Here is a 26,188-nt window from a genome sequence, read left to right as displayed (position 1 = left end):
GGCCTGTGCTTCAGACCCGCAGATCTTTCACCATAACGGCGTACAGCGGGGAGTCGGCGAACGGTCGCTGCTCCCCCGCCTTGGCGTAGCCCCACGACTCGTAGAGTTCCTGCACCTTGGGGTGGGTCACGTCGACCAGGAGCACCGCGAGGTCTTCGGTGCGCTCCTTGAGTAGCGCTTCGTGCAGCCGCTCGGAGATGCCTTGCTTCCGCCACCGCGGGCGGACCATGACTTCTGAGACTGCGTAGGTGGAGGTGTAGCTGTTGCTCGGTTCGTAGTCGGTCGAGCGCCACCATTCCCTGCCCGGTTGAAGCGGGGCGCCGTAGGCGAATCCGGTCGGCTCTTCACCGTCGAATGCCACGACGCAGGTGAAGCCCTCCATGCCTGACCAGTGGTCGACGAACCAGGGGAAACGTTGGTTGAACTCCAGGTCCATGGCGTCGGCGTAGGCGTCGGCGTGCACTTCGATCAGCATCTGCTTGAAGTCGTCCGGGAGGCTTCCATGGCGGTAATGCCGCAGGTTCAGCACGCTGGTCACGCTCGACTCCATTCATCTCGCATACGGTCTGCCCAGTCTCGGGCGTAGGCCGTGGACGGCGCCAATCGGAAGAGGTCTCGGTGGAAGTCTCCGATCAGGGTGCGCATCCGTCCAGGTAGTGGGGCGCCGTCCATGATGGCGAACACGCTGGAGGCTGTGTCTGTCGCCTGCTCAGGCTCGCCTTGGCGGAGTTGGGCAAGGGCGAGCTGGCACGTGGTCAGGGCGCGGTTGCGGCGGAAGTCCGGTGGCATCGCGGCCAAGGCCCGATGCGCCATCGCCTCGGCATGGGCGAACTGCCCGTTGTGGTTGAGGATGATGGCCGCGAGATGGTTGAGCTCGGCCGCCCCGTAGAAGGCTGTCCAACGGGGGCGCTTGTCTTCGGCTGCCTTGCGGAGAGTGTCCTGCGCTGCACCAAGTGACCGCTGTGCCGCCCTACTGTCTCCCAGAGTTGCGTGGGCGAGAGCGACGCGCATGCGGCCCATGGAGCCGAAAAACGGGTCTCGGCGGGCGGCCACGGATGCTTCAGCCGCCTGTGCTGCCGCGAGCTGTTCGGGCCAGCTCCTGCGCTGGTAGGCGAGCATGGCCATGTTGACCCATACCCGCATTCCCGTGGGTGGGTCCTGGGACAGGCCGGCGAACGTCGTTGACTCGTGGAGGTATTTCTGGGCTGTATCGAGGTCGCGTAGGTCGATGCATGACCAGGCGGCGATGGTGGTGTACTCGGCTGCGAGGGCGTACAGAGCGCGGCGCACGCGCTCGCTGGCATTGCGCTGTTGAAGTTCCAGTACCTCGGCGCGGCCTTTGAGCGCGGCGGTTGCAAGGGTCGTGTGCCCGCCCTGGCGGTCGTCCGCCTCGACGAGTTTATTCATGCCAGCAACCACGCGTGCCACGTCGGACATGCCGACTGATCGTCGCTGCCTGACGATGGGAGCTGCAGCGGCCGCCGTTCCGGTGGTTGATGCGATGAAGTCGCGACGCCGCACGGGGTCCTCCGGAGGGTGCTGCATAGATCTTGGTGCGCTGAACCCTAATTCCTGCACCGGGCAGCCGAACACACGCTCAAGTGCAGCGCAGGTACGGCCGATTGGCCGGCTGCTCGTCCCGTTCAGCAAGTTACGGACGGTTCTGGACGAGATGTCCCCCGGTCGCCCAGTGATCCCAAGCAGCGCCTTGTTGAGCTGATCGGCTAACTCTTCCTGTGTAAGGCCGAGTTCCCTCATCCGGCTCTGAAGGATGCGGTTCGCTCCCATGCACCGACCGTAGCTCTGTTGTCACTGCATTGCCCGATGCCAGGTAGGGAGAACGCAAAGTTTTCCGGTCGGTGCGATGCGCGAAGCCGGGAGGCTTCCTGTTGCAGGCCTCAGTCAGCCCGTTGACTGGTCCTCAGCCGCTCAGCCGACGACCGGTGCGGCGTACAGAGGAGAGCCCGGCCCTGTGCCCCGTCAGGGCCGGGCGCCCCACGCCGGAGGGACGACCTTGACCATGACCGCCGCAACACCCCACGGCAGCGGCGTGCCCGGCTACACCGCGCTGCTGCCGTGCGAGCCTGAGTCAGTACAGCGCGCCAGACGCCTCGTGGCCAGCGCCCTCAGCGCGTGGGACATGAACGCACTGGCCAGCGACGCGGAGTTGATCGTGTCGGAACTGCTGACGAACACGATCGACCACACGCCCTGCCGCACAGCACGGGTGATGATCAAGCGCCTTCGAAGGCACCGGGTCCGGGTATCCGTCGCCGACACTTCTGCAGCAACGCCCTCACTCTCCCCGGCTGGCAGCACCGGTGAACGAGGTCGTGGCCTGATGCTCGTCGACGCGCTCAGCTCGCAATGGGGATACGACCGGCACCCCCACAGCAAGACCACCTGGGCGGAGCTGCATCTGCCGACTGCAGACCCGTCTTCGCCCACCGCTGCCGGCCATCCGGCGTCCACTACGGCGGACCACCCCACCAGCGCTGTGGGCATTCCCACCCGACGCACTGAACGCGAGGAGGCGGGCCGGTGACTACACGAGCAGTGGTGTGCCACAAGGAGTGGACCCTCCAGCCCGACCGGGAGCCGGACGCCGAGCCCACCACCTACGCGATGCAGTGCTCGGTCTGCGGCGAGAGCTCGCCAGCCAGCACCGATTTCGCCGAACCGCAGAACTGGGTGTTCGAGCACGGCGGCCGCAACCCGTCGCACCACACCTACCGCGAGATCATCACCCGGCCGTGGCGCGCGTGGTGGCAACCGTGATCGGCCGCATCGTGAGCTGGCTGGCGCGGTACACGGGCCCGCTGCTGATCGTGCTGATCTCCGCCTCCTGCGGCTTCGTCATTGGCGTCGCCGTCGCCACTGCCCCGGCCGCCCCTTGAGTCCCCGCCCCTGCCGGACGCAGCCGATCGAGAGGTTCCCCCACCCCGAGAAGCCCCGGCAGGGGCGGGTCGCAAGCCTCGCTCCGGGCGGATCAACCGCACGCCTTGGACAGGTCGAGCGCCGTCCGGAGCGGGTCCGCAAGGCCCCTTCGTCCACCGACCTCAGGAGGAGCAATGCCGAACAACACCGCCACCACTCCCACGACCGGGCCGGCCCAGGCCGGACTGATCAAGGCACGCCGCCGGATCCAGGCCGCCCGCGAGCGGGGCGTCACTCCGTCCGACGGCGGCAGCACCGGCCGCACCGACGGCAACGACTGATTAGGGAGGAGACGCGTTGTCGCCGCTGAATCTGGCGGCTCACCTGGGCCAGGACGAGTTCCTGGCCCAGGTGTTCCATCGCCACCACCGCCACGTCCCCGCCGCCCTCTCGGACCCGAGCCAGCTGATCTGCTGGGACGACGTCAACACCATCCTGGCCACCCACCGCCTGGAGCCGCCCCGCTTCCGCCTGTCCGCGGACGGCGAGATGCTGCCCGCCCACCGCTACACCGCCCCAGTCACGACCCGCCGGCATACCGTCTGGCAGCGCCTGCACCCCGCCGAGCTGCACGCCCGGCTCGCCGAGGGCGCCTCCCTGGTCATCGACGCCGTCGACGAACTTCACCCGCCCGTCGGCCGCGCCGCGATGGAGCTGGAGCGGTGGCTGCGCACGGGTGTGCAGGCCAACCTGTACGCGTCGTGGACTGCCCGTGAGGGCTTCGGCGTGCACTGGGACGACCACGACGTGGTCGTCATCCAGATCGACGGCGCCAAGCGCTGGAAGCTGTACGGTCCCACCCGCACCGCCCCCATGTACAAGGACACCGACGAGCCCCAGCCGCCGCCGGAAGAGCCGGTCGCGGAAGTGGTCCTGCGCCCCGGGGACGTGCTGTATCTCCCGCGCGGTTGGTGGCACTCGGTGGCCGCCTCCGAGGGCGAGCATTCTCTGCACCTCACCTTCGGCATCCAGACCGCCACCGGCGCCCAGCTGCTGTCCTGGCTCGCCGACGACCTGCGCCGCCACGACGTGCTGCGCGAGGACCTGCCCGTGCACGCGCCGGCGGCGCAGCAGGCCGCCTACCTGGACCGGCTGCGCAAGGAAGTCACCGCCGCGCTGGAAGATCCAGACCTCATCGGCCGGTACACGGCGATGCGCGACGGTATCGACCTCACCCGCCTGCGGCCGAGCCTGCCCCACCTCACCGGCGTTCCCGCGGACCCGGCGGTGCGTGTCAGGCTGACCACCGCACGCGCCCGCCTGGAGTCTGCAGCCGACGGGGCCGGAGTGGTGTTCCGGGCCTGCGACAACGAGTGGGAGATGGCCGCAGAGGCCCGGCCGCTGCTGCAGTGCCTGATGTCCGCCGCGCGCAGCGCGGTGTCGCTCGGAGAGCTGGCTGCGGCAGCACACATCTCCGTCGCGGATGCGGCGGCCGTCGTCTCCGAGCTGATGGACGGTCAAGCGATCACGGTGGAAGGGAGCGAGCGATGACGACGGCAGCCCTGGGGCTGGGCACCTACCGCATCCACCGCTCCGCACTGAACGCCGCCGTCGTCCGCGCGGCTGCCGACCCCGCCACCGCATGGATCGACACCGCGCCCAACTACCTCAACGGACAGGCCCAGCCACTGCTCGCCCCCGCTCTCGCCCGGCGCCCGGTCCCGGTCTCCACCAAGGTCGGTTTCCTGACCCACCAGGCCGCCAAGGACGCCGCCTTCGACGGTGCCCTCACCCGCGATGAGGCGGAACGCGGGCACTGCCTGAGCACCCCGTATGTCCACTGGCAGTGCGCCCGCAACCGCATCGAACTCGGCCGCGACCGCCTGGACCTCGTCTTCATCCACAACCCCGAGCACACCGACGGCGACCCGTACGAAGCCCTGCGCGCCGCCTTCATCGCCCTCGAAGCAGAAGCGGCAGCCGGAACCCTGACCGCCTACGGCGTTGCTACCTGGGACGGCTTCGAAACTGGAGCCCTGAGTGTTCCCGCCCTGCACCAGCTGGCCGTCGAGGCCGCCGGCACCCAGCAGCACCACCTGCGGGCCATCCAACTGCCCGTATCCCTCGTCACCGCAGCCGCCTTCGCCCAAGCCCTGGACGGAGAGGGCCCCATCGCTCAGGCAGCCGACCTCCGGTGGCAGGTGTACGCCTCGGCACCCCTGTTCGGCGGCGAACTGCCCCACCTGGCCACCCGCGAACTCACCGCCCTGCTGAACCCCGAACTCACCACCGCCCAGGCATGCCTGCTCGCGGCAGCCTCCTGCCCCGGGGTGACGCGGATTCTGCTCTCCGCCTCCACCCCGGCACACTGGGCCCAAGCCCAAGAGGCTCTGCGGCGCCCGGCCACCCCGGTCCCTACGCTGCGAAAGGTGCTGGATGTACTCGCCCCCCACTGACCCCACCGACCAGCAGCGCATGCGCCGGGCCTTCGCACGGTCCGCAAAGACGCTGGGCGCCACGATCACCGGCCCGCAAGTCTGGGGCTGGCACGGCCGCACCCTCAGCAGCCGCGTCCAGCATGCCGACCTGGGCGCCTGTTGGCTGAGGCTCCTCGGCGCGCCCGCAGACAAAGCGGCGGGAAAGATCTGGGAGGGCAACCGCCAGGCCGCTGCCCTGTTCGACGGACGCATCCACAAACCGCTGCTGCACGACACCACGGCCTCGAGCAGCGACGGCTACACGTACCAGGCCGAGCTGCACCAATACATCGCCGAACCCGTCGCCTCCCCCAGCCCCGTCCTGCATACGGACCTCAACCCCCCGGCCGCGTGGTGGGAGTCGCTGCGCACCGACCTGGAGCACGTCAGCAGCGTCCCCACCGACCGGGTGGCCGTGCGGCAGGAATGGGTGGACCGCACCGTCCCGCGCTTCCTCGGCATGCCCGGGCCTCGGATCACGGACTGGGCGACGGCCCACGGCGACCTGCACACCGCCAACCTCACCACCGCCACCCCCTACCTCCTCGACTGGGAAGGCTTCGGCATCGCACCGGCCGGATACGACGCCGCCATGCTGCTCGCGTACTCCCTCCTCGTCCCTCAATTCGCCCATCGCGTCCGCGACAGCTTTCCCGTGCTCAAGACAGAGCCCGGACGCGTTGCACAGATCATCGTCATCACCGAACTACTGCAGTCGGCCTCGCGCGGGGACCACCCCGAACTCGCCCCCGCATTGCGCGCCCTCGCAGCAGACCTGACATGAATCCGCGCTCGGCTCAGTCACCTTGTCACTGGTCATCGATGCATCTTCCTGACGCCCTCCGGCAGGCTCAGCCTGTACCTGGTAGGCGTCTGCACACATCCGCGCCACGCGCCGGTGTCAATCCCCTCGCAGCGTGGAGACGATCTATGCGGCCAGTCCCTCGGCGAGGGTGGCTCGGTAGTCATGTTCGTAGTCGATCGGGCTCTTGAACCCGCACACGCTGTGTAGCCGCCTGGTGTTGTAGAAGTCGGTGATCCAGGTGGCGATCTTGATGCGTGCCTCGGTGCGGGTACGGAAGGTGTGGCGGTGTACGTACTCGACTTTGAGGACGCTGTTGAACGCCTCGCTCACGGCGTTGTCGAAGCAAGATCCGACTCTGCCCATGGACTGGACCATGCCGAGCTTTCGGCAGGCCCGCCTGAACCGCCGCGAGCAGTACTCGCTGCCCCTGTCCGTGTGCATGATCACGCCGCGCACGTCGCCGCCGCGGGTGGCCGCGGCCATGTTCAGGGACGCGACGACCAGGTCGGCGTCGTGCCGCTCGGCCATCGCGTAGCCGAGCAGGCGGCGGGAGAACAGGTCGATGACCGTCGCCAAGTACAGCTTGCCCTCGCCGGTTTCGATCTCGGTGAGATCGCCCGCCCAGACGAGATCGGGTTCCTCGGCGGTGAAGTCCCGGCGCACGAAGTCCGGGGCGGCCGGCCGCTTGCCCGGCCTCGTCAGCGACCGGCGGCGGCGCACCTTCCGTCCGGCCAGCCCGAGTTCGGCCATGACCTTCGCGACCGTGTTCACCGATACTCGCCAGCCTCTGCGCGCCAGCTCGATGAACACCTTCGGCGAGCCGTAGGTGCCGCCCGAGCCGTGGAAGATCTCCTCGATCTCCTCGGCCGGCTGCTGCCGGCGCGCCTCACGCGCTGTCGGCGGACGATCCCGCCACTTGTAGAACCACGACTCGGACACCCCCAGCGCCCGGCAGGCGGTGCGGTGCGGAATCTTCTGCCCGGCCTTGCAGCTGCTGATCACCCCGACCGCGACGGCCGGGTCCGCCTCAGCTACTTCACCCACAAGGCCACGAATCGCTTGCACACATCACGCTCCATCTCCAGCTCGCGGATGCGCTTGTCCTTCTCCCTGGCCTCGGCCCGCAGCCGCTCCAGCTCAGCGCGCTCGCTCTCCCGCACACGACCGCCGGGCGACGGATCGGCCACCGGCCGGTCCGACGACGGCGACCCGTCGCGCCGCGCCCGCGACACCCAGCTGTGCAACGTCCCCGGGTGGATGCCCAGATCCTCAGCCACCTCCGGAATGGGCTTCCCGGTCTCCGTCACGATCCGTACCGCTCCCTCGCGGAACTCAGCGTCGTAGATGCGCTTCCTGGATGCCATGACCCCCAACTATCCCTCCGGTCACGGTCTCCACAGTAGGAGGGGAACCTCAGCGATCTCCTGCGGCGAACCGAGCCGACCGAACGGATCCGCTCGGTTCGCCGCAGCGAGCATCGCGACCACCTGATCGCCAGACGCGCCCCAAGGTCTCCGCGTCGGCGTCCCGAAGGCCACCAGCGCCCTGAGGACGACCGTCGGACGCGTCGTGAGACGGCTCGTTCCTAAGCGACCGTGAGCACGATCTTGCCCCGGATGTGCCCCCGGGCGATGCGCTCGTGTGCCGCCCGGGCATCCGCGAGCGGGAACGTGCTGTCGATCGCGACGCGAATCTTCCCCGCGTCGACCAAGCTCTCCAGTTCGGCGAGCTGCGCGCCGCTCGAGCGGACCGACACGGCCGTGACCGTGACACCCAGCTCCGCGTTCTCCTCGTCGTCGAACTGGCCGAAGTACACCGGGTAGAGGGACCCGCCGCGCTTGAGGGTGCGCAGGAAGCGTCTGCTGTTGGGACCTCCGACGGTGTCCAGGACCAGGTCGACGTCACGGACGACCTCCTCGGGCCGCTCCTTGGTGTAGTCGATGAACTCGTCGGCGCCGAGCTCGCGCAGGAACGTCTCGTGGGCGCCGGAGGCCACGGCGATGACGCGGGCCCCCTTCCACTTGGCCAGCTGGAGAGCGAGGTGCCCCACGCCACCGGCAGCGCCGTTGATGAGCACCGTGCTCTCGCTGTCGAGTGCCATCGGGCAGTGCTGGGCCTCTTGGAACGGCGAGGGATGATCGTGCCCGAGCTCGATCAAGAACTGCCACGCCGTCAACCCCGACATGACAAGGGCGGCGGCGTGCACGTGGTCGATGCCAGCCAGCTTGCGGGCGAGGTCGGACGCTGGCGCGGTGACATACTCGGCGTACGCGCTGCTCTGGAGAACGGTGGGGAAGCGCAGAAGGCCGATCACCTCATCTCCGACCGCGAAGCCGTTGACGTCGGCGGCGACCGCTTCCACGACGCCTGAGACGTCGGTCCCCGGAATCAGGGGGAGATGGAACTCGGGCCTGATCTCGGGGGGTATGTCGGGCATTCCCTCGCGCGCGTACCGGTCAGGAGGGTTGATGCCGATCGCGTGCACGCGCACGAGCACCTCACCCGGCCCCGGCACGGGAACCGGCACCTCCTCATGACGCAGCACCTCAGGGCCGCCGAACTCGTGCAGCCGGATCGCTTTCATGGTCTGTTTTGGCACAGCGCTCTTCCTGCGTCTCTCGCGGGGTAAATTAAGTGAATCAGTGGTCCATTTTTCCGGACCACTGATCCGAATATATGGACCACTGATCCGGAAGTCAAGAGGGGGCAGATACGGGCCGACGCCAGGAGGAACCGCGACCACCTGCTCGCCGTAGCGGGCACCGCCATCGCCGAGCAGGGCGTCGACATGTCGCTGCGCGACATCGCGCGCAGGGCCGATGTCGGACTCGCGACGCTGCTGCGTCACTTCCCGACGCTGCTCGATGCCCTGCTCCACACGAGCTTCGACGAACCGACCGCCAAGGCAGGCGCCCTCGAAACGTCCGGCTCGCCCAACGACGCGACCGCGCGGGGTGGACAACCGAGCATCAGGGCGCGGTCGTGCCGATGGCAGCCGCCATCGAGGACCCCGAGTCCGCACTCCACGCTTCGTGCGTCACACTGCACGGCACCGTCGCCCAGCTCCGCGCCGAGGCTACGGTGCCCGTTCGATTGTCTGGACCTTGCTCAGCTGTCCGTACCGCGCCAGCGTGTTCAGCCGGTTCACCGGCACCGGCGACAGATTCACCCGCTCCAGCCCGAACGCGGAGATCTCCTCCGCCCGCTTCATCGCACGGGCCATCGCCATGCCCGTTCGTCGGTGGCGTCCGCAGCCGCTCCAGCTCCGAGACCCGCCGGCCTTCCGGAACCTCCAGCAGTGCCCTCAGCGCCGACGCCGGTGTCCGGCCCGCCCTCCGCGCAGCCCTGGCCACCGCCTCGTGCAGCCGCCGCTCGGTCACCGTGCGGGCCTCCGACACCTGCCGGGCCAGCACCGAGACACCCGGCAGCAGCACCGGTACCGGCGCAGCCACGTCACCGCGCGGTTGGCCCCTCGACGTGCGTCCACGCCCGCCCGTGCAGGAAGATCCGCAAACCCCGCGACCACTTCCGGTCGCCGCAATCCCGGTACCCGAACCGCTCCCGGATCTCCTGCGCATGGTTGTACGGCGTCATCCGCCGCTCCGCGCACTCTTCCGCACGAGAAATCCTCGATCCCGAGCTGCCGGCCAGGTACCCCACGACCTCCCCACGGCATCGCCGACGAATCGCTCCCCAGGAGCGTGCCGATGTACCGCACGATGCAGATCTGGATCGCCACTCCCGGAAGCTCCCCCACCCGGGAAGGCTGCTGTCGTAACCGACCATGCTCAATCTTGGCGCCACTTCCTGTGCCTCAACTACTCACACGCGTGATCCGGACGCGCCCGAGCTGGACGAGGACGACGAGGCCAGCGGGAAGTAGGGAACGAACAAGATGCCCTGGGCCTCGAACTGTTCGTGCGCGCCGCCGTCGTCAGCCGCTTCGCGGCGGTCGCGGTCCGCTCCCGGGGAGCGCGCGGCTCGATGACGGTGCCTTTGACTGCCTTGGCGAACTCGGCCTTGCACCGCTCCTGCCGAGTTCGCCGGTCCGCAAGCGAGACGGTTTCATCTGCAGGCCCGAGGGCGACGTTCCTCGTCGGGCCTAACTGCTCCTTGCAGGTGTCAGAATCCCGCTCGCGACAACCTCGAAGAGGCGATCGGCGCATGGCGCGAGCGAGCGTTGATCGCCGAGCCGAGCGAGCGCCGCTGCCAGCGCAAACAAACCGGCATCGGCCCTGCGCGCGATGTCGCGCAGTGACACGTCGACGCGCTGCTCGGCGATGGCGGTGCCCACGGCGAGCAGGCGGTCGCGGTTCCTCCTGGCGTCGGCCCGTATCTGCCCCTCTTGACTTCCGGATCAGTGGTCCATATATTCGGATCAGTGGTCCGGAAAAATGGACCATTGGAACAGATCGGACCGCCGCGGATGAGCCCCCTTTCGGCCGTCACGCCGTCCGCCGCAGCAGCCGGGAGCAACGAGGCGCCCCGGCTGCAATCACCACCTGTTGAACCGGTGACGCATTGGGCGTAATCCACCGACATCAAGAAACAAGGACACCCCCATGAATCTGAAGCTCGAAATGATCGTGCTGCCCGTCTCCGACACCGACCGGGCCAAGGCCTTCTACGAGAAGGCCGGCTTCCGCCTGGACGTCGACTACGCGGCCAACGAGGACGTCCGGGTGGTGCACTTCACGCCGCCCGGCTCCGAGTGCTCGATCATCTTCGGCGAGGGGATGACCCCCATCGCACCCGGCTCGCTGCAGGGCCTGTACCTCGTCGTCTCCGACATCGAGGAGGCCCGCGCGGAGCTCACCGGCCGCGGCATCAAGGTCAGCGAGATCTTCCACGACGCAGGCGGCCTCTTCCACGGCCACGAGGGCGGCGACGTCACCCACCGCCGCCCCGGCCAGGAACGGCGGGCCGGCCTGCACCCCGAGCGTGCCTCCTACGGCTCCTACGCCACCTTCAGCGACCCGGACGGCAACGGCTGGGTGCTCCAGGAGATCACACAGCGCCTCCCCGGCCGCTGACACCCCCAAGCCACCGTCCAAGGGCTGCAACGGGCCGCGTCCGGCCCGGACGGCAGCCGGTCCGGCCCAGCGGTTCTCGCCATCCGGACCGAAGACCGGCACCGGACCGCCGGGCGAGCGCAAGGGTGGGTGCTCTCCGCCGCCCGGCGGTCCGGCTGCCACGGGGCCACGCCGGCCGAGCGGCCGCCGAGAGACGGCTTTGCCGCCGGGGCCCCCGGCGGCAGGGAACGGCGAACGCGGCCGGCAACGGGCCGCGGCCGCCGAAGTGTCCGACCGGGCCACGGAAGCAATGAGGAACGAAACAGTGAGGAACACAGCAGTGAGGAACACAGCAGTGAGGAACGCAGCAGTGAGGAACGAGACGACCCGCACCTACGACGTGATCGTCATCGGCGCAGGGCCGGTCGGCGAGAACGTGGCCGAACGCGCCCGCACCGCCGGACTCAGCACCGTGATCATCGAGCGCGAACTCATCGGCGGCGAATGCTCGTTCTGGGCCTGCGACCCAAGCAAGGCGCTGCTGCGGCCGGTGGTGGCACGTGCCGACGCCAGCCGCATACCCGGACTCAACCCGGCGGTGGCCGGCCCGCTGGACGTCGAGGCGGTCCTCGCACACCGCGACAAGATGTCCTCGTACTGGAAGGACGAGGACCAGGTCGACTGGCTGAATTCGGTCTCCGTCGACCTCATCCGCGGCCACGGCCGCCTCACCGGCCCCAAGCAGGTGGCCGTGCAGACCCCCGAGGGCGACACCATCGCCCTGACCGCTCGGCACGCCGTCGCCGTCTCCACCGGCACCCGCGCCGCCCTGCCCCCCATCCCCGGATACGACACCGTGCGCCCCTGGACCAGCCGCGAGGCCACCAGCGCCGACAAGGTGCCCGGCCGCCTCGCCGTCGTCGGCGGCGGTGTGGTCGCCGTCGAGATGGCCACCGCCTGGCAGGCCCTCGGCTCCCAGGTCACCATGCTCGTCCTCGAGAACGGGCTCCTGGAGCGGATGGAACCGTTCGCCGGCGAACTGGTCACTGACGGACTGCGCGAAGCAGGTGTCGACATCCGCTTCCACACCACCGTCACCTCCCTGGCCCGCGAGGACGGCGAGGTGCGGATCACGCTGTCCGACGGCGGGCAGCTGGCCGCGGACGAGATCCTGCTGGCGACCGGCCGCGCCCCGCAGACCCGCGACGTCGGCCTGGAGAGCGTCGGTCTCACCCCCGGCGACTGGCTGACCGTCGACGACACCTTCCGTGTCACCGGCGTCGCCGGCGGCTGGCTCTACGCCGTCGGCGACGTCAACCGCCGCGCCCTGATGACGCATCAGGGCAAGTACCAGGCCCGGATCGCCGGCACCGTCATCGGCGCCCGCGCCAAGGGAGAGCCCATCGACGACGCCCCCTGGGGCGCGCACGTCGCCACCGCCGACACGGCCGCCGTCCCCCAGGTCGTCTTCACCACCCCCGAGGTCGCCGCCGTCGGCCTGACCAGCCGCGAGATCGAACAGAGCGGCCGCCGCATCAAGGTGGTCGACTACGACCTCGCCCACGTCGCCGGCGCCCACCAGTACGGCGAGGACTACCGCGGCCGGGCCCGCATGCTCATCGACACCGACCGGGGCACCGTCGCCGGCGTCACCTTCGCCGGCCCCGGCGTCGGAGAACTCGTCCACTCCGCCACCATCGCCGTCGCCGGCGAAGTCCCCCTCGACCGGCTCTGGCACGCCGTCCCCGCCTTCCCCACCCTCGGCGAAGTCTGGCTGCGACTGCTGGAGACCCACCGCGGCTGAGCATGCTCCCGCCGGTATGCGGGGCGGTCCTGGCCTGCGCCGGGCGACCCGGCCATCCGCGGGCAAGAAGCGGACCTCCGACGCCCTGCCTTCTCGGGGCAATAGCCAGACCCTCTATCACCTTCTGGGGGCATAGCCAGACCCTCTGTCCGAGGGCGCAGACCAAGGAAAATGATCATGAATCACACGTTTGGACGACGGGCCACCACCATGGCCGCCACTCTCGCTGTCGCAGCAGCCACCCTGCCGGCAGTGGGCGGCACCGCATCGGCGACGTCCACCCCGGCCGTCGACCGCACTGCGGCCGCCTCCCACTCCTCCAGCATCGCCGTCCAGTACGGCGACAATCGTGGAGACGACCATGACAGCGACCACAACCGCGAGAGCAGCAACCGTCGCATCGACCGCGACACCAGCGACCGGTACGCCTACGACAGCCACCGCAAGTGGGAGCGGAACGGCAACAAGTGGCACCACAACGACGGCGGCCGGCGGCACTCCTACGACGGCCACCCCTTCCACCGCCGGAACGCCGATGAGCGGGTCATCGTGAGCGCCGAGGCACACGGCTCCAACGCCCCCCTCTCCCGCTGACCGCCGGAGCACAGGACAGGTACCTGCACATATGCCCGGACACGCGCGGGCACCGACGTCGGAGGGTGCGGGCGCACCACTGCCGGCTGCAGCGGTGCACCCGTCAGCCCGTGAACCTACGGCTGGAATCATGAGCAGTTGCATCGATCAATCTCTTTATACCGAGCTCACACTCACGCCGGACCAGAGGCTGAAGGTGCCGACCCGTCTCCTGTACGAACCGCACGACCCCTATGCCGTGCACATCGTCTTCTACGCCGATACCGACGAACCGGTCACCTGGGCGTTCGACCGCGATCTGCTGGCGCAGGGCATACTCCGGCCGAGCGGAGAAGGGGACGTGCGACTTTGGCCCACCCGCACAGGGCCGGATGCCGTGCTGAATCTCGCGCTGTCCCCTCCGCCCGGGGCCGCCCACCTCACAGCCTCCCTCTCAGTGGTGACGCAGTAGTTGGAGCGCACCTACCACCTGGCGCCGTCCGGGCGGGAGGGTGACGGCATCGACCTGAATGCCGAACTGTCCCGGCTGCTACACGGGACAGCCTGACGAGAAGACGTCCAGACCGCCGTCAGAGACCTCGTGTCACACCTGAAGTTGCCCCGTGATGGCAGGTTGCCGGGTAAGGCCAGCGCTCGTTGTTGGCACTGAAGGAGATGTCGCCGATGAGCTTCATCCCGGGTCTGCGGATGACACTCGCCTTGCCGCCCGCCGCCCGCCGCCCGCGCCACGAACTGTCCAGAAGGCCATCCTCCGGCGCGCCGCGAGCAAGCACCCTCGCCTGTGCTTGGAGGGGCCGTCCCCATCTCGACAGGGACCTCGGCCGTAGGGCGCACTCCGCGTCGATTGACGCATCAGCACGGACGGTAGTGACGGCCGTAGGGAGCGGCTCGCCCCTGCCCGCGCTGCACGATACTCTTATCCGGATCAGTGATCCATGTAATTGGACCACTGACCCGAATACATGGACCATCGATCCGAATACTCAAGGGGACAGATGCGGGCCGACGCCAGGAAGAACCGCGACCACCTGCTCGCAGTAGCGGGCGCCGCCATCAGCGAGCAGGGTGTCGACGTGTCCCTGCGCGACATCGCACGCAGGGCCAATGTCGGTCTCGCCACGCTGCTGCGTCACTTTTCGACACGCGAGGCGCTGCTCGATGCCCTGCTCCACACGAGCTTCGGCGAGCTGACCGCCAAGGCGGACGCCCTCGAGACGGACGACTCGCCTGGCGATGCTCTCGTGTCGTGGCTGCGCGACTGCGTCGGCTGGACCACCGAGTACCGGGGCGCGGTCGTGCTGATGGCGGCCGCCATCGCGGACCCCGACTCCGCACTCCACGCCTCGTGCGTCACCCTGCGCGCGGCCGGTGCCCGGCTCCTTGCCCGCGCCCAGGCCGCGGGCCTGGCACGGACCGACATCGACGGCGACGATCTGTTCGCGCTGGTGGAAGCGCTCGCCTGGCTCGGCGACCAGCGCTCGCTCGCGCCCCACGCCGACCACATCTTCGACGTGGTCGCCAGCGCGCTCCTGACCAGCACGGCGAACAGCGACGCCGAAGGGAGCAGCAGCTGAAATCGTCCCGCACACGGACCGGCGAACTCGCCCCGCACGCTCGGCAGGAGCGGAGCGGCGCCCAGTTCGCCATGGCGGCCAAGGTCGCCGGCGTCGAGCCGCGCGACACCCGGGAGCGGACCGCGACCACTGGGAAGCGGCCGACGAAGGTGCAGGCACGCCGGCCGATACGACGTCACCCACATGCTCTCCCGGGACGACCCTGTCCAGCATGACTTCCCGTCAACAGTGAATGGGCAGACGGGCAACCATGATGCCTGGTGCCCGATCGTCCAGGTACTTGCCGACAAAGGCCAGGTCGCTCGCCTCGGACCGAGGGTCGACGAGACGTACATCCACCTTCCGTCGAGGGTGAGCAGGTGTTCCGTGGCAAGACTCACGGCCCGGCCAGCGGCGCGTGCGCATGCCCCGCAGGCAGAGCAGGCGGCGCGGGCCTCCGCCGTACCGGCCAAGCACACAGGGGCGGGAGGCCCCACTGACATCCCGCGGCGTTCGGATGAGGCGGGGATCGCGTTCCGCCCTCCGCCGACAGCCCTGAAATGCGGCCGAGGCTCCCGACTGCTGTCGGGAGCCTCGGCCGCATCGACGTAAGTCGATCATAAATCTGCAGCTGAATGACTACGATTGATATCAGTGACTGATTTTCTCCGACGAGCACATCGGATTACTGTACGGAGGTAGCCCTGCCGCTGGCTTCATACAAGTTTTCGTAATTCATGCCAGCAAAGAAACGCCACCCGCCGCCGCAGATGTCGTCGTTCAGCCCATACTGCTGGTTGTAGCAGAAAGGCCAGCTCCTCACCGAACTCGCCTTGCGGTACATGTAATCGGGCAACCGTGCCTGATTACATCCTCCACTCGAAGCAGTCTCCGTTGTAGTTAACCTCGGTGAAGATTTGCGCATAGCCCGCCATGCCGTAGTAGTAGCAGTTTCCTGCCGCGCTGGCGTTGGGGGCGGTCACCATCAGGCCGGCAATGGCCACGATGCCCGCCGTGGCGGCCACTCCAGCCTTGCGTCGTATGTTCTTCATCATTGAAAGCACTCCGAACTTCAAGACAGTTGCGCATTTAACGGAATCGGCCTGTAAGCCGACCTGCTCCGGTACCGGGCGGTCGAATGTGACGGCCGGGGCAGCCTTACCTGCGATTGCCGCGATCGCTACCTCATTCGACCTACCCCGAAGATTGGCATTTCTGAAGAACCGCCCAGATGGTCATGTTCTACCGCCCATATCCCACGGGCCGCCGGCCCTGGCCCGGACAGATACCCAAGAGCCAGGCCTTCTTCTGAGCCGTCGAGGAGTGCCAGACCGAAAGCAGAGATGCTGCGAAGCGCCGTGTTTCTGTGCCGTATTGTTCGAATGAGTCGAGCTTCGCAAAGAACGTTGCACGCTCGTCGGCGGTGGCAGGCGCCATGCCGGCCACCGGACAGAACCGCGCTGCGCTTCTTGCTACGGCTGGCTCCTGCCGGCGCTTCCCCTCGTGAGCAGGGCCGGCAGATAGAGTGTTAGGTGAAAGCCCTGGTAGAAGCGGATTCAGTCGATCTTCGCGAGTGTCCGGAGGCCCCCGCGATCGGCGCGGAGGTGCTTTCACATAACCAACGACAACGTGCTTCTCCTCCTCGACGAGGAGGGCCGGATAACCCGGTGGGAGCACTCAGCAGAGGAACTGTTCGGTTGGTCCGCCGCCGAGGCAGTCGGCCGATCCGCGGAAGCGCTCGTCCGCAGCCTCTGCACCAACAGTGGAAAGCCCCGCGAAGGATGTCCGGACCCCGGTGCACTGTTGATCAAGCCGGCACTCCAGGACCATTCTCTGGTGTGGCGAGTACTCGCGGCGGAGGACGATGCGACGGTGCAGGACGCAGCCGTCTTGCGGACGCTCGTCACGCGTGCCCCCATGGCGCTCCGGGTCTTCGACGATCAATTGCACGTCGTGCGCGTGAGCCTCCCCGCAGGCCGACTACGTGACACACCGACCGGGCCTTCGCCGGGCGCGCCCTTCAGCGAGGTATGCGGTTTCGCCGCCCCCAAGGAGGAGGCCGCGGCGGCGCGCGGTGTCCTGGAATCCGGAAAGCCGCTGGTGAATCGGCTCGTGCAGAGTGCCGAGAGATCAGCCAAGCTCGGCCGTCATGTCCTCTCCGCCTCCTACCTGCCCATCAAGGACCTGAGCGGCACAGTGCGCGGACTGGTGACATTGACTGCCGACGTCACCGAACGGGAACGAGCGCTAGGGTCCCACGCGCTGCTGGAAGAAGTGCGCACCCAGATGGGGCACCGGCTCAGCCTCATCGATGTCTGCCAAGAACTGGCCCAGGCCGTGGTCCCTGCCTTCGCGGACACCGCGGCCGTGGAGCTGGTGGACAGCGCGGTCCGCGGCGAGGCCCCTCCCGCAGCGCCGGTCGGACCAGGTGTGCTGCTGCGCCAAGCGGCCATCCATGGGCTCCGGCCTGCGACCCAGGTCGGAGCCGTGCACCCGCTGCCGACCGATACCCCGTTCTCACACGTCCTCTCGGACCTCCAGCCCCGCCTCGTACAGGTCGACACCGGCGGCACGTGGCCGGCCGACGACCCGGCCAGGGCCGACATCATCGAGAAATCCACGGTGCATTCCCTGATCGTGGCACCGCTGGCGATCGGCGACGAGATCCTCGGCATGGTCAGCTTCTACCGCCACACCCCCCAAGAGCCCTTCGCCCAGGACGACCTCACCGTGGCGTCGGCCGTGTGCGCCCACGCGGCCCTCTGCGTCGACAGGGCACGCCTGTACATGCGCGAGTGGATCACCATGTCCACGGTCCAGCGCAGGATCCTTCCTGGCGAACTGGCCGATCAGCCCACCGTGGAACTCGCCTCCCTGCACGTTCCCGGCGAAGAAGGCGGTGGCGCATGGTCCGACGCGATCGCGCTCCCCGGCGCGCGGACCGCCCTCGTCGTCGGCGACGTGGCGGGAGAAGGCATCCCGGCAGCCATCACGATGGGGCTGCTCAGGACAGCCGTCCACACGCTCGCCGCCCTGGACCTGCAGCCCGACGAGCTCCTGGCCCGACTCAGCGACACCACGGCCCGCCTCCTCGCTGGACGCGCCGCGCTGCCGCCCATGGACCCCCTGATCCATGAGCCGCTCACCGCCGACTGCGCCATCGCGATCTACGACCCGGTCGAGCTCACCTGCACCATCGCCCGTGCCGGACTGCCGGAACCCGTCCTGATCCTCCCGGACGGCACCTCGTCCACCCTCCCCGTCCCTCCCGGGCCACCGCTGGCCGCCGTGGACACCGCTCCCTTCCCTGCGACCACCGTCTCCCTGTCCGAGGGAAGCACGCTCGCGATGGGTACGACTGCCCTGGCGGAGGAGGTCATGGCGCCCACAGGTGTGCTGCGTCCCCTCCTGGACGACGTCGGCGACAGCCCCCTTTCCGGCGTGCGCGACGGCATCGCGCATGCCTATACGCGGCGCGGCCGCACGGGCGAGACCCTGCTGCTGCTCGCCCGCACCAGGATGCTGCCCGCTGAGCGGGTGATGACCTGCGGCCTGTCGGCGGGCCCCGAAGCCGCACCGATCGCCCGCAGAGCCGCCCGCCGACAGCTCGAGGTCTGGGGCCTGGACGACGAAACGGCGTTCACCAACGAACTCGTCGTCAGCGAACTCGTCGGCAACGCGACCCGCTACGGCGCTCCTCCCCTGCAACTGCGCCTCATCCTGGACCAGATGCTGACCTGCGAGGTCAGCGACGCCGCGCCCGCCGCTCCGCACGTCAAGCACGCCCGCACCATCGACGAGTCGGGCCGAGGGCTCTTCATCATCGCGAGCCTCGCCAAACAATGGGGCACCCGATACACCGCCTCTGAAGGCAAAATCGTCTGGGCGGAACAGTCAACTGGGTCAATGAAAACAAGCTGAGCACCCTCGCGTGCGACTGCCCTGGCAGCATGCGCGGCGTTGTGGCGACCCCATGCGTCCCGCAGCGTGCCACGCGAGCTGATACCCAGCTTCGGAAAGGTCTGGCGGAGGTAGCCCCACGGTTCTAGCCCGTCAACGGCGCCACCGTCACCGATGGCTCCGCCCAGATCACCAACCCCTACGCCACCGCGGTCAGCTCGGCCACCCCCGACGACCGGAACCTGGCCGACGGCTTCTACTGGCTGTACAGCCCGAAGACGGGCCGCCACACCGTCACCACGACCGCCCCGCGGTACGCGACGGCCGAAGCCGACGTCACCGTCTCCGACACCGTGTCGGCCCACCACCCCGCGCTGCAGGCCGGGCAGTTGAAGGTCACGCCCGGCAAGCTGTCGCTGAAGACCGCGCTGGGCGGCAGGGCGAGCCAGGACCTCACCCTCACCAACACCGGACGCGCACCTCTGAGGTCACGCTCGCCGAGCAGAGCGCCGCTACGGCTGGGACCGCACCGACGGCGGCCCCGACAACGATCCTCGGCCTGGACCGCCTCGCACCCCCACCCAACGACCTGCTCTGGGCTTGGCTCCACACCCACACCAAGCCCCAACACCCCGGACCCGGCCGCCTATAGAACGGCCACTACACCTGAACAAAAACCCAGAACACCCGCACACACCTGGACAACTCACCCAACCTGAAAAAACGCCACGTCACCGCCACAACAGAAGCCAGCAGACCCCATCCACCAACCCCCGAACACCACACGACGGCAACCCAACCAGCCCCCACCCAGCCAACCAACCTGAACACTGAGCTGCCCCGAGTTTCGTAGAGTCCGGCGGTCTCGTTTCAGGCGGACTGCGGGGTGGCTTCCTGTTGTCGCCACCAGTCGCGGTCGTACTCGGCGGGCGGTACGTAGTCGAGTGCGGAGTGCAGGCGTTCTTCGTTGTACCAGGTGACCCACTGGAAGATCGCCCGCTCGACCTGGTCGACGTCCCGCCACGGCCCTTGCATCTCGATCAGCTCGGCTTTGAAGGTGCCGTTCAGCGCCTCGGCCATCGCGTTATCGTACGAGTCGGCCACGGAGCCGACCGACGCGGAGGCGCCGATGCCAGCGAGCCGGTCGGTATATCGAATTGACACGTATTGAGACCCCCGGTCGCTGTGATGAATGAGGCCGGAGCCTGCCTTGATCCGGCGTCTCCACAGAGCCATCTCCAGTGCGTCCAGGGGCAGTTCAGTCCTCATATGGTTCGCGACCTGCCAGCCGACGATCATCCGCGAGTACACGTCCAGGACGAACGCCACGTATGCCCAGCCCGACCACGTCCTCACATAGGTCATGTCGGCGACCCAGAGCTCGTCCGGGCGGGAGGCTGTGAAGTCCCGGTCGACCAGGTCCGGCGGCCTCGGCGCCGACGGTTCGCAGATCGTGGTGCGGCGCCGCTGTCCGCGGATGACACCCTCCAGGCCCAGCTCGGCCATCAGGCGCTCGACGGTGCAGCGGGCGACGTCCACCCCCTTGCGCTTGAGGGCACGGGTGATCCGGCGGGCTCCATAGGTGCCGCCCGACTCGGCGTGGACCGACTCGATCAGAGGCATGAGCTGTTCGTCGCGGAGCTGGCGGGCCGACTTCGGCCGCTTCTTGCGGGCGAAGTACGTCGACGGCGACAACTCCAGCACCCGGCAGACGGGATCGACCCCAAGGCCCTTCTCGCGCAGATGGTCGATCACCTGCTCGGCCTCGTCCGGGGACGGTCGATCTCCTGGGCAAAAAACACCGACGCGGCCTTGAGGATCTAATGGGCGGTGAAGGGCGGGGCACCGCGCCTCGTCCGGCCCGATCGTGCTGCACCATCCAGCGGGGCGGCACGGGAAGACGTGGGGCGGGTGACGGCATACCCATTTCAGGATCAGGCCCGAGCCTTCGAACGAGACCGGTGGCCTGTCAATCCCGCCCCACAGGCCACTCTGCTGCCCGAGGATGGTCCGTGGTCCGAGCCGCCGCCGGGAGACACCTCTCGCCCCGACGCGAGCCGTGAGCTCCGTCCCAGACCGAGGACCCCGGCGGTCGCTGGGGTCACGAACGGCCAATGGGATGCCGGGCCTTGAGCCCTTCCATTAGAGCGCCCGCGTGCCCTGCACCGGCCCTGGCCAGCCATCACGCGCGACCGATGAAGGAGGCACAGTGTTCTGCGGCATCGACTGGGCGGAAGACCACCACGACATCGCCCTGGTGACCGACCACGGCAGCCTGGCCGCCAAGCTCCGCATCACCGACGACGTCGAGGGCCTCAACCAGCTTCTGGCTCTGCTCGCCGAACACGGCGACACCCCCGAAGACCCCATCCCGGTCGCGATCGAGACCTCCCGCGGGCTGCTGGTCTCTTGCCTGCGCGCCACCGGCCGCCCCGTCTACGCCATCAACCCGATGGCCGTGGCCCGCTACCGCGAGCGGCACTCGGTCGCTCGCAAGAAGTCCGACCACCTCGACGCGATGACCCTGGCCAACATCTTGCGCACCGACATGGCCACCCACCGGCCACTGCCTGCCGACTCCGATCTGGCCCGCGCCGTCGCGGTACTCGCCCGCGCCCAGCAGGACGCCGTCTGGGACCGCGTTCAGGCCGCCAACAAGCTGCGCTCCCACCTGCGCGAGTACTATCCCGCTCTCCTCGCCGCGTTCGCCGGCACCCGCGAGGGCATCTGCGCACCCGCAGCCCGAGCCCTGCTGGCCGCCGCTCCCACCCCCGCGCAAGCCGCGCGCCTGACCGCCGCCCAGCTGCGAAGCATGCTCAAACGGGCCGGCCGGACCCGCGGCATCAATGCCGAGGCTCAGCGTCTCAAGGCGATCCTCCGGGCCGACTACCTGCACCAGCCGCCGCTGGTCGAAGACGCGATGGGCCGCCAGGCCCTCGCCCTGCTGCGGCAGCTCGACGCCGCCTGCACCTCCTGCGCCGACCTGGAGACCGCAGCAGTCGACAGCCTCGACCAGCACCCCGACGCCGAGATCCTCACCAGCTTTCCCGGTCTCGGGAAGCTGACCGCAGCCCGCGTACTCGGAGAGATCGGCGACGACCGGTCCCGCTTCGCTGACGCCCGCGCGCTCAAGGCATACGCCGGAAGCGCCCCGGTCACCCGCGCCTCCGGGAAGTCCACGTTCGTCATACACCGCCGCGTCAAGAACCAGCGCCTGGCGGCTGCCGGCTACTCATGGGCCTTCTCCGCCCTGACCGCCTCACCGGGCGCTCGCGCCCACTACGACCGGCGACGCGAAGCCGGAGACCGCCACATCGCAGCCCAGCGCAACCTTTTCAACCGGCTGATCGGATGCCTTCACCATTGCCTGACGACCCGACAGCTATACAGCGAGACAATAGCCTTCCCGAACCCGACAACCGTCCCTGACACCCAGGCCGCTTGACGCCAACGGCGCATGGGATGTCTCGTTCGCCCGCCTCAACTCCGCTACTTCTTTGCGGAGTTGCCTGAGCTCGTCCTGCTCGGCGGTGGTCAGCCGGTCGTCCCGGTCGCCGGCATCGGTCTCGGCCTGGCGGACCCAGCCGCGCAGGGCTTCGGGATGGATGCCGAGATCCCGCGCGACATGCGCGACGGGTCGGCCGGTGGCCCGGACCTCACGGATCGCGCGCTCGCGGAGCTCGTCCGGGTATTTACGGGGTGCTGCCATGGTGCTGGTGGATCTCCTTCGCCAGGATCGTAACCCTGGCATCAGGGACTCCACGAAACGGGGTGCAGCTCAAATCGCCCACAAAGGCATCGAGTCCAGTGAACGATTAGGGCGACGCCGCTGGGTCATCGAACGGACCATGTGGTCGTGTCCCTTCTCGTGCAACACCGTTGCTTTAGGCCGGTCTGGCGCTTTGTCAAGTGCGTGAACGAGAGGGCGGGACCCCTGGTAGATCCCTGTGGTGTCGAGCCCAGAGATCGTCGTACCGGAGGTCCCGTTGTCGCGGCATTCTGCCACCGCGCCACCCGTGGCGTCAGCTCACGATGTGTACGCACCCGGCCACTTGGGCGAGTTGACGCAGGTCATCGACCCGAAGCTGGTCGACGCGGTGCTGGAGGAGACGGGCTCGCGTGAGCGGCGCGTGCGGCTGCTGCCGGCACGGGTGGTGGTGTACTTCGTGCTCGCCCTTGCCTTCTTCGAACGCTCCTCTCACCGAGCGGTGTGGGACAAGCTCGGAGCGGGGCTGCACGGGATCGCGGTGGCCCGGCCGTGCGCCTCCTCCCTGTCACGTGCCCGCCGCCGACTGGGCAGCGCCCCGCTGCGCCGTCTGTTCGAGATCCTCGCCGGTCCGGTGGCCGGCCGGGCACAGTCCGGTGCCTTCTACCGCGGCCTGCGGGTGGTCGCGGTAGAAGGCACCACCCTGAGCGTCCCCGACGAGGAGGCGGTGACCTGGCACTTCCCCAGACACATCGGATCCGTGAAAGAGTTCGGCTATCCCCTCCTGCGCCTGGTGACACTGGTCGAGTGCGGCACCCGCGCCCTGCTCGGCGCGGCCTTCGGCCCGGACACCACCGGCGAGCTCGGCTATGCACGCCGCCTGCTGGACCGCCTGGACGCCTCGATGGTGCTGCTGGCCGACGCCTACTACGACGCCTTCGACTTCCTCCAGACGGTGACCGGCACCGGCGCTTCCTTCCTGCTGCGCTCGACCCGCAAGCGGCGTCCCACCGTGCGCCGCCTCCTGCCGGACGGCTCCTACCTGACCACCATCAGCGCCGGAAAATACCGGGCGGGGCGCGGCTACGGGCGGCTCGAAGTACGGATCATCGAAGCCCGGATGACCGTCACCCTGGCCGACGGCACCCGCCGCAGCGAGCTGTGGCGCTGATGACCACTCTCCTGGACCCCGAGCGCCACCCCGCCCATGATCTGCTCGCGCTGTATCACCGCAGGTGGCAGGTAGAGACCTGCTACTTCTCGTTGAAGTCGACCATCCTCGACGGACGGGTACTGCGCTCACGAACCGTCCCCGGCATCGAGCAGGAGGTCTACGCACTGCTCACCGTCTACCAGGCACTGGCACGCACCGCGGACGACGTGGTCACCGCCCATCCGGACCTATCGGCCGAGCGCATCAGCCTCACCGTGCTGTTGAATGCGGCCGCCGACCAGATCGTGGCCGCCCGGAACATCGCACCCACCGGCCCGGCGCCCCTCGTCGGCGCGATCGGCCGGGCCGCTCTGGCTGGCCTCCTTCCGGCGGGACACCGCTGGCGCCTGAAGGCGCGCGTCCGCCAGCGCAGCAGCAAGTACACGTTCACCGCCAACAAGCACCCACGAACGTCCCAGACGTACGCCCTCGACTTCCAGATGATCAAGGAAGGAACGCTTGACAGAGACAACAAGACGTAAACGCAACGGTGTTGCACGACAAGGGACGCCATCGACCATGTCGTGGCTGTCCGGCTATCGCCGACTCAGTCCCGCTACGAACGCAATCCCCGCAACTACCTGGCATTTCTCGGGCTCGCTGCAGCCATCTGCTGCTACAAGCGACTCGTCCGCCTCACCACGTAGGACACGGGCATAAACGCAGTCGGTACACCGCTGCGCTTCCCTGGCTTGATTGGTCAGGCAGCTTGTCTGCCCAGTCGCGCGCGACCCGCCGCCGTCGCGCGTGAGGCGCGCCTGATCCTCTCGCCCGTCTGAGCGGTCGGCTGTGGCCGACGCAGTGGCCCGCTTGGAGTTGGGAGCAGCCGGACTGTGACGGGTTCGGCATGCATGGTGCCCTGCAGTGGGCCCTGGTGCCGGCGTAGTTCCTACACGGTGAGGTGCAGGAATACAGCGGTGCAGATCCGAGGGCCCTATGGAGGAACAACGTGGCTGACGCGGGTGGGGGCTTCATTCCGGTTGACTGCCTGGGCTGCCGACGGCTCGGGGATGCGGCGGCGGAAATGTTCGTGGAGGTACAGCGGTCGGACACGAAGGCGACGACGTTGTGCGGCGTGACGGGCGGCTTGCTGACGGTGGACGCTGCGGCGCTGTCGACTGTGCCGTGGTCCAGGTGGCTGCCAGTAGCTGCACTGGCGTGTGCTGCAGCCCTCCTTGGCATGGCGCTCGTGGTTGCCCTGTTCGCGATCCGCCCTGTGCTTCCGCGCCGCGGTGGGCTCAGAACATTCGCAGGGCCTGTCCCGGAACAGGGCGGGGCTGAGGACATCGTATCGGCCTTCTCGGCGATGGGTTCTGGCCAGCGTGTGCTGGCGGAGGCGGAGCAGTTGGTGTTGTTCGCCAGATTGGCTCAGCGGAAATTCCGTGCCGTGAGGTGGGCGGTCGATCTCACGGCAACTGCCGTAGGCATGGCCGGAATTGGCTTATTGAGCGCATACATCACTGCTTGAGAACATCTTGGCGTGATGGGCACCACATTCGGGGGGTTTATGTATCAGCCGCATGTCTCGGTCATCGGTGATGACCTTTGGTCGCAGTTAAGTCAGCTGGCTCCGGCTCGTGTACGCCCGGCCAGAAGCCTGCTGTTACGGCAGGGGGATCCGGGCACCCACGTCATCCTGCTGGTCTCCGGATCAACCTTGATCACGCTCACCGGATCGCATGGCGAACGGACGCTGCTGGCGGTACGCGGCGCAGGTGAACTGCTGGGGGAGCTGGCGGTGTTGGACAACCAGCCACGCACCGCGTCGGTCATCGCCGCGGAGGACTGCCGGGTGCACATCATCCCTGCCCCTGACTTCCTGGCCTTCGTGGACCGCCACGATCTACAGGCCGCGCTGCTGCGTCACGCCATCGCGCGGGTACGCGAAGCGGAGACCGTACGCCTGGAGATGGCCACTTCGGCCGTGCCCGTGCGCCTGGCCTCGGCGCTCGGACGGCTGCTCCAGGCCGCGTCGGCGGGCGGCGCCGAATGCTTCGTGCGGCTGACGCAGCTGGAGCTGTCACAGCTGATCGGCGCGTCCCGCAACGCCGTGGGAGCGGCCTTGAAACCGTGGCGCGAGCAGGGATGGCTCGCCACGGAGGCCGCTGGCGGACTCATCATCCGCGACATCACATCGATCCAGTCACACGCTCACGCGCAGACGTGACCGACCGCACCGGCGCGGTGCCCAGCACTGGGCACCGCCGTCGCCCGGGCCCGTCCAGCATGAGGCAGCACACCCACTCG

At 68.5% G+C, this 26,188-nt stretch carries 29 protein-coding genes and 4 pseudogenes; 21 read left to right on the top strand and 12 right to left on the bottom strand.

Annotated features, from left to right (window positions below; all coding sequences use genetic code 11):
- Positions 1-10: 10 nt before the first annotated feature.
- Both ACFV7R_RS39560 and ACFV7R_RS39555 read right to left on the bottom strand, forming a co-directional pair.
- A complete protein-coding gene (locus ACFV7R_RS39560; RefSeq protein ID WP_385273226.1) occupies positions 11-538 on the bottom strand; it encodes a GNAT family N-acetyltransferase in 528 nt (175 codons plus the stop codon).
- Complete coding sequence (locus ACFV7R_RS39555) at positions 535-1,788, bottom strand: XRE family transcriptional regulator (protein WP_385273223.1); 1,254 nt, start codon at positions 1,786-1,788, stop codon at positions 535-537. Before ACFV7R_RS39555 ends, ACFV7R_RS39560 begins: the two co-directional genes overlap by 4 nt.
- Positions 1,789-2,020: 232 nt before the next feature.
- On the opposite strand from ACFV7R_RS39555, the gene ACFV7R_RS39550 reads away from it, so the two are divergent.
- The 7 genes from ACFV7R_RS39550 (at position 2,021) to ACFV7R_RS39520 (ending at position 6,138) form a co-directional block, all read left to right on the top strand.
- On the top strand, positions 2,021-2,545 hold the full coding sequence (locus tag ACFV7R_RS39550; RefSeq protein WP_385273262.1) for an ATP-binding protein: 525 nt from the start codon (positions 2,021-2,023) through the stop codon (positions 2,543-2,545).
- Positions 2,542-2,778 carry a hypothetical protein gene (locus ACFV7R_RS39545; protein ID WP_385273220.1) on the top strand — a complete coding sequence of 79 codons (237 nt, stop codon included), beginning with the start codon at positions 2,542-2,544 and terminating at the stop codon, positions 2,776-2,778. Before ACFV7R_RS39550 ends, ACFV7R_RS39545 begins: the two co-directional genes overlap by 4 nt.
- Complete coding sequence (locus tag ACFV7R_RS39540) at positions 2,775-2,897, top strand: hypothetical protein (RefSeq protein WP_385273218.1); 123 nt, start codon at positions 2,775-2,777, stop codon at positions 2,895-2,897. Before ACFV7R_RS39545 ends, ACFV7R_RS39540 begins: the two co-directional genes overlap by 4 nt.
- 174 nt (positions 2,898-3,071) lie before the next feature.
- On the top strand, positions 3,072-3,218 hold the full coding sequence (locus ACFV7R_RS39535) for a hypothetical protein (protein ID WP_385273215.1): 147 nt from the start codon (positions 3,072-3,074) through the stop codon (positions 3,216-3,218).
- A gap of 16 nt (positions 3,219-3,234) precedes the next feature.
- Entirely contained in the window at positions 3,235-4,428 is a 1,194-nt protein-coding gene (locus ACFV7R_RS39530; RefSeq protein ID WP_385273212.1) for a cupin domain-containing protein, read from the top strand.
- On the top strand, positions 4,425-5,333 hold the full coding sequence (locus tag ACFV7R_RS39525; RefSeq protein ID WP_385273210.1) for an aldo/keto reductase: 909 nt from the start codon (positions 4,425-4,427) through the stop codon (positions 5,331-5,333). The genes ACFV7R_RS39530 and ACFV7R_RS39525 overlap by 4 nt, the downstream gene beginning before the upstream one ends.
- Positions 5,314-6,138, top strand: a complete 825-nt coding sequence (locus tag ACFV7R_RS39520) for a phosphotransferase (protein WP_385273207.1) — start codon at positions 5,314-5,316, stop codon at positions 6,136-6,138. The genes ACFV7R_RS39525 and ACFV7R_RS39520 overlap by 20 nt, the downstream gene beginning before the upstream one ends.
- Before the next feature lie 144 nt (positions 6,139-6,282).
- Here ACFV7R_RS39520 and ACFV7R_RS39515 read toward each other — a convergent pair whose 3' ends face one another.
- The 3 genes from ACFV7R_RS39515 to ACFV7R_RS39505 form a co-directional block, all read right to left on the bottom strand.
- Positions 6,283-7,203 carry an IS3 family transposase gene (locus ACFV7R_RS39515; RefSeq protein ID WP_385273204.1) on the bottom strand — a complete coding sequence of 307 codons (921 nt, stop codon included), beginning with the start codon at positions 7,201-7,203 and terminating at the stop codon, positions 6,283-6,285.
- The gene (locus tag ACFV7R_RS39510; RefSeq protein ID WP_385273201.1) at positions 7,191-7,523 is read right to left on the bottom strand and encodes a transposase; all 333 of its coding nucleotides are present in this window, start codon (positions 7,521-7,523) and stop codon (positions 7,191-7,193) included. The genes ACFV7R_RS39515 and ACFV7R_RS39510 overlap by 13 nt, the downstream gene beginning before the upstream one ends.
- A gap of 221 nt (positions 7,524-7,744) precedes the next feature.
- A complete protein-coding gene (locus tag ACFV7R_RS39505) occupies positions 7,745-8,743 on the bottom strand; it encodes an NADP-dependent oxidoreductase (RefSeq protein ID WP_385273259.1) in 999 nt (332 codons plus the stop codon).
- A gap of 126 nt (positions 8,744-8,869) precedes the next feature.
- Here ACFV7R_RS39505 and ACFV7R_RS39500 point away from each other — a divergent pair.
- Positions 8,870-9,237: pseudogene (locus tag ACFV7R_RS39500) on the top strand (TetR/AcrR family transcriptional regulator); the annotation flags it as partial.
- On the opposite strand, the gene ACFV7R_RS39495 reads toward ACFV7R_RS39500, so the two are convergent.
- From ACFV7R_RS39495 to ACFV7R_RS39485, 3 genes and pseudogenes are all read right to left on the bottom strand, one after another.
- Positions 9,236-9,388, bottom strand: coding sequence for a hypothetical protein (locus ACFV7R_RS39495; protein WP_385273198.1), 153 nt, complete (start codon positions 9,386-9,388; stop codon positions 9,236-9,238). The pseudogene ACFV7R_RS39500 and the gene ACFV7R_RS39495 sit on opposite strands and share 2 nt — an antisense overlap.
- Positions 9,389-9,612: 224 nt before the next feature.
- The gene (locus tag ACFV7R_RS39490; RefSeq protein WP_385273195.1) at positions 9,613-9,945 is read right to left on the bottom strand and encodes a DUF4158 domain-containing protein; all 333 of its coding nucleotides are present in this window, start codon (positions 9,943-9,945) and stop codon (positions 9,613-9,615) included.
- Positions 9,946-10,369: 424 nt separating this feature from the next.
- Positions 10,370-10,495 (bottom strand): annotated as a pseudogene (locus ACFV7R_RS39485) (TetR family transcriptional regulator); the annotation flags it as partial.
- A 226-nt stretch (positions 10,496-10,721) separates the two neighbouring features.
- Here ACFV7R_RS39485 and ACFV7R_RS39480 point away from each other — a divergent pair.
- The 5 genes from ACFV7R_RS39480 to ACFV7R_RS39460 all read left to right on the top strand — a co-directional run bounded on the left by ACFV7R_RS39480 (position 10,722) and on the right by ACFV7R_RS39460 (position 15,143).
- Complete coding sequence (locus ACFV7R_RS39480) at positions 10,722-11,192, top strand: VOC family protein (protein WP_385273192.1); 471 nt, start codon at positions 10,722-10,724, stop codon at positions 11,190-11,192.
- 349 nt (positions 11,193-11,541) lie between these two features.
- A complete protein-coding gene (locus tag ACFV7R_RS39475) occupies positions 11,542-12,975 on the top strand; it encodes a dihydrolipoyl dehydrogenase family protein (RefSeq protein ID WP_385273189.1) in 1,434 nt (477 codons plus the stop codon).
- A gap of 177 nt (positions 12,976-13,152) precedes the next feature.
- On the top strand, positions 13,153-13,569 hold the full coding sequence (locus tag ACFV7R_RS39470; RefSeq protein ID WP_385273186.1) for a hypothetical protein: 417 nt from the start codon (positions 13,153-13,155) through the stop codon (positions 13,567-13,569).
- Positions 13,570-13,699: 130 nt separating this feature from the next.
- The gene (locus ACFV7R_RS39465; protein ID WP_385273183.1) at positions 13,700-14,020 is read left to right on the top strand and encodes an SsgA family sporulation/cell division regulator; all 321 of its coding nucleotides are present in this window, start codon (positions 13,700-13,702) and stop codon (positions 14,018-14,020) included.
- Between the two features lie 544 nt (positions 14,021-14,564).
- Complete coding sequence (locus tag ACFV7R_RS39460; protein ID WP_385273180.1) at positions 14,565-15,143, top strand: TetR/AcrR family transcriptional regulator; 579 nt, start codon at positions 14,565-14,567, stop codon at positions 15,141-15,143.
- 845 nt (positions 15,144-15,988) lie between these two features.
- On the opposite strand, the gene ACFV7R_RS39455 is transcribed toward ACFV7R_RS39460, so the two are convergent.
- Complete coding sequence (locus ACFV7R_RS39455) at positions 15,989-16,177, bottom strand: hypothetical protein (RefSeq protein ID WP_385273177.1); 189 nt, start codon at positions 16,175-16,177, stop codon at positions 15,989-15,991.
- Between the two features lie 574 nt (positions 16,178-16,751).
- On the opposite strand from ACFV7R_RS39455, the pseudogene ACFV7R_RS39450 reads away from it, so the two are divergent.
- A pseudogene (locus ACFV7R_RS39450) lies at positions 16,752-16,853 on the top strand (PAS domain-containing protein); the annotation flags it as partial.
- A 105-nt stretch (positions 16,854-16,958) separates the two neighbouring features.
- Entirely contained in the window at positions 16,959-19,043 is a 2,085-nt protein-coding gene (locus ACFV7R_RS39445) for a SpoIIE family protein phosphatase (protein WP_385273256.1), read from the top strand.
- Positions 19,044-19,278: 235 nt separating this feature from the next.
- Here the strand turns inward: ACFV7R_RS39445 and ACFV7R_RS39440 are convergent, their stop codons facing one another.
- Together ACFV7R_RS39440 and ACFV7R_RS39435 are read right to left on the bottom strand one after the other, a co-directional pair.
- Positions 19,279-19,485: a hypothetical protein gene (locus ACFV7R_RS39440; RefSeq protein WP_385273174.1), complete on the bottom strand. Its 207-nt coding sequence runs from the start codon at positions 19,483-19,485 to the stop codon at positions 19,279-19,281.
- Positions 19,486-19,892: 407 nt separating this feature from the next.
- On the bottom strand, positions 19,893-20,777 hold the full coding sequence (locus ACFV7R_RS39435; protein ID WP_385273171.1) for an IS3 family transposase: 885 nt from the start codon (positions 20,775-20,777) through the stop codon (positions 19,893-19,895).
- Between the two features lie 454 nt (positions 20,778-21,231).
- Between ACFV7R_RS39435 and ACFV7R_RS39430 the strand changes: the two genes are divergently transcribed.
- A complete protein-coding gene (locus tag ACFV7R_RS39430) occupies positions 21,232-22,467 on the top strand; it encodes an IS110 family transposase (RefSeq protein WP_385273168.1) in 1,236 nt (411 codons plus the stop codon).
- Here the strand turns inward: ACFV7R_RS39430 and ACFV7R_RS39425 are convergent.
- Positions 22,405-22,731, bottom strand: a complete 327-nt coding sequence (locus ACFV7R_RS39425; RefSeq protein WP_385273165.1) for a transposase — start codon at positions 22,729-22,731, stop codon at positions 22,405-22,407. The two genes, ACFV7R_RS39430 and ACFV7R_RS39425, sit on opposite strands and share 63 nt — an antisense overlap.
- Before the next feature lie 307 nt (positions 22,732-23,038).
- On the opposite strand from ACFV7R_RS39425, the gene ACFV7R_RS39420 reads away from it, so the two are divergent.
- The 5 genes and pseudogenes from ACFV7R_RS39420 to ACFV7R_RS39400 all read left to right on the top strand — a co-directional run bounded on the left by ACFV7R_RS39420 (position 23,039) and on the right by ACFV7R_RS39400 (position 26,108).
- On the top strand, positions 23,039-23,899 hold the full coding sequence (locus ACFV7R_RS39420; RefSeq protein WP_385273162.1) for an IS4 family transposase: 861 nt from the start codon (positions 23,039-23,041) through the stop codon (positions 23,897-23,899).
- Positions 23,794-24,423 carry a transposase gene (locus ACFV7R_RS39415; RefSeq protein ID WP_385273253.1) on the top strand — a complete coding sequence of 210 codons (630 nt, stop codon included), beginning with the start codon at positions 23,794-23,796 and terminating at the stop codon, positions 24,421-24,423. Before ACFV7R_RS39420 ends, ACFV7R_RS39415 begins: the two co-directional genes overlap by 106 nt.
- 31 nt (positions 24,424-24,454) lie before the next feature.
- Positions 24,455-24,588, top strand: a pseudogene (locus ACFV7R_RS39410) (IS5/IS1182 family transposase); the annotation flags it as partial.
- A gap of 302 nt (positions 24,589-24,890) precedes the next feature.
- On the top strand, positions 24,891-25,409 hold the full coding sequence (locus ACFV7R_RS39405; RefSeq protein ID WP_385273159.1) for a Pycsar system effector family protein: 519 nt from the start codon (positions 24,891-24,893) through the stop codon (positions 25,407-25,409).
- 15 nt (positions 25,410-25,424) lie between these two features.
- Positions 25,425-26,108: a Crp/Fnr family transcriptional regulator gene (locus tag ACFV7R_RS39400; RefSeq protein WP_385273156.1), complete on the top strand. Its 684-nt coding sequence runs from the start codon at positions 25,425-25,427 to the stop codon at positions 26,106-26,108.
- The last annotated feature ends 80 nt before the right edge of the window (positions 26,109-26,188 follow it).

This window comes from Streptomyces sp. NPDC059866, from assembly GCF_042731325.1.
In the GTDB taxonomy this organism is placed as follows: Bacteria; Actinomycetota; Actinomycetes; order Streptomycetales; family Streptomycetaceae; genus Streptomyces; species Streptomyces flavusporus.
This window is presented reverse-complemented; position numbering and strand designations above follow the sequence as displayed.

Excerpts from the sequence above, each read along its gene's own strand:
- ACFV7R_RS39555 (WP_385273223.1), bottom strand. The coding sequence starts at position 1,788 with ATGGGAGCGAACCGCATCCTTCAGAGCCGGATGAGGGAACTCGGCCTT.
- ACFV7R_RS39550 (WP_385273262.1), top strand. The coding sequence starts at position 2,021 with ATGACCGCCGCAACACCCCACGGCAGCGGCGTGCCCGGCTACACCGCG.
- ACFV7R_RS39535 (WP_385273215.1), top strand. The coding sequence starts at position 3,072 with ATGCCGAACAACACCGCCACCACTCCCACGACCGGGCCGGCCCAGGCC.
- ACFV7R_RS39525 (WP_385273210.1), top strand. The coding sequence starts at position 4,425 with ATGACGACGGCAGCCCTGGGGCTGGGCACCTACCGCATCCACCGCTCC.
- ACFV7R_RS39520 (WP_385273207.1), top strand. The coding sequence starts at position 5,314 with ATGTACTCGCCCCCCACTGACCCCACCGACCAGCAGCGCATGCGCCGG.
- ACFV7R_RS39510 (WP_385273201.1), bottom strand. The coding sequence starts at position 7,523 with ATGGCATCCAGGAAGCGCATCTACGACGCTGAGTTCCGCGAGGGAGCG.
- ACFV7R_RS39505 (WP_385273259.1), bottom strand. The coding sequence starts at position 8,743 with ATGAAAGCGATCCGGCTGCACGAGTTCGGCGGCCCTGAGGTGCTGCGT.
- ACFV7R_RS39495 (WP_385273198.1), bottom strand. The coding sequence starts at position 9,388 with ATGGCGATGGCCCGTGCGATGAAGCGGGCGGAGGAGATCTCCGCGTTC.
- ACFV7R_RS39490 (WP_385273195.1), bottom strand. The coding sequence starts at position 9,945 with ATGGTCGGTTACGACAGCAGCCTTCCCGGGTGGGGGAGCTTCCGGGAG.
- ACFV7R_RS39480 (WP_385273192.1), top strand. The coding sequence starts at position 10,722 with ATGAATCTGAAGCTCGAAATGATCGTGCTGCCCGTCTCCGACACCGAC.
- ACFV7R_RS39470 (WP_385273186.1), top strand. The coding sequence starts at position 13,153 with ATGAATCACACGTTTGGACGACGGGCCACCACCATGGCCGCCACTCTC.
- ACFV7R_RS39465 (WP_385273183.1), top strand. The coding sequence starts at position 13,700 with ATGAGCAGTTGCATCGATCAATCTCTTTATACCGAGCTCACACTCACG.
- ACFV7R_RS39460 (WP_385273180.1), top strand. The coding sequence starts at position 14,565 with ATGCGGGCCGACGCCAGGAAGAACCGCGACCACCTGCTCGCAGTAGCG.
- ACFV7R_RS39455 (WP_385273177.1), bottom strand. The coding sequence starts at position 16,177 with ATGATGAAGAACATACGACGCAAGGCTGGAGTGGCCGCCACGGCGGGC.
- ACFV7R_RS39425 (WP_385273165.1), bottom strand. The coding sequence starts at position 22,731 with ATGGCAGCACCCCGTAAATACCCGGACGAGCTCCGCGAGCGCGCGATC.
- ACFV7R_RS39400 (WP_385273156.1), top strand. The coding sequence starts at position 25,425 with ATGGGCACCACATTCGGGGGGTTTATGTATCAGCCGCATGTCTCGGTC.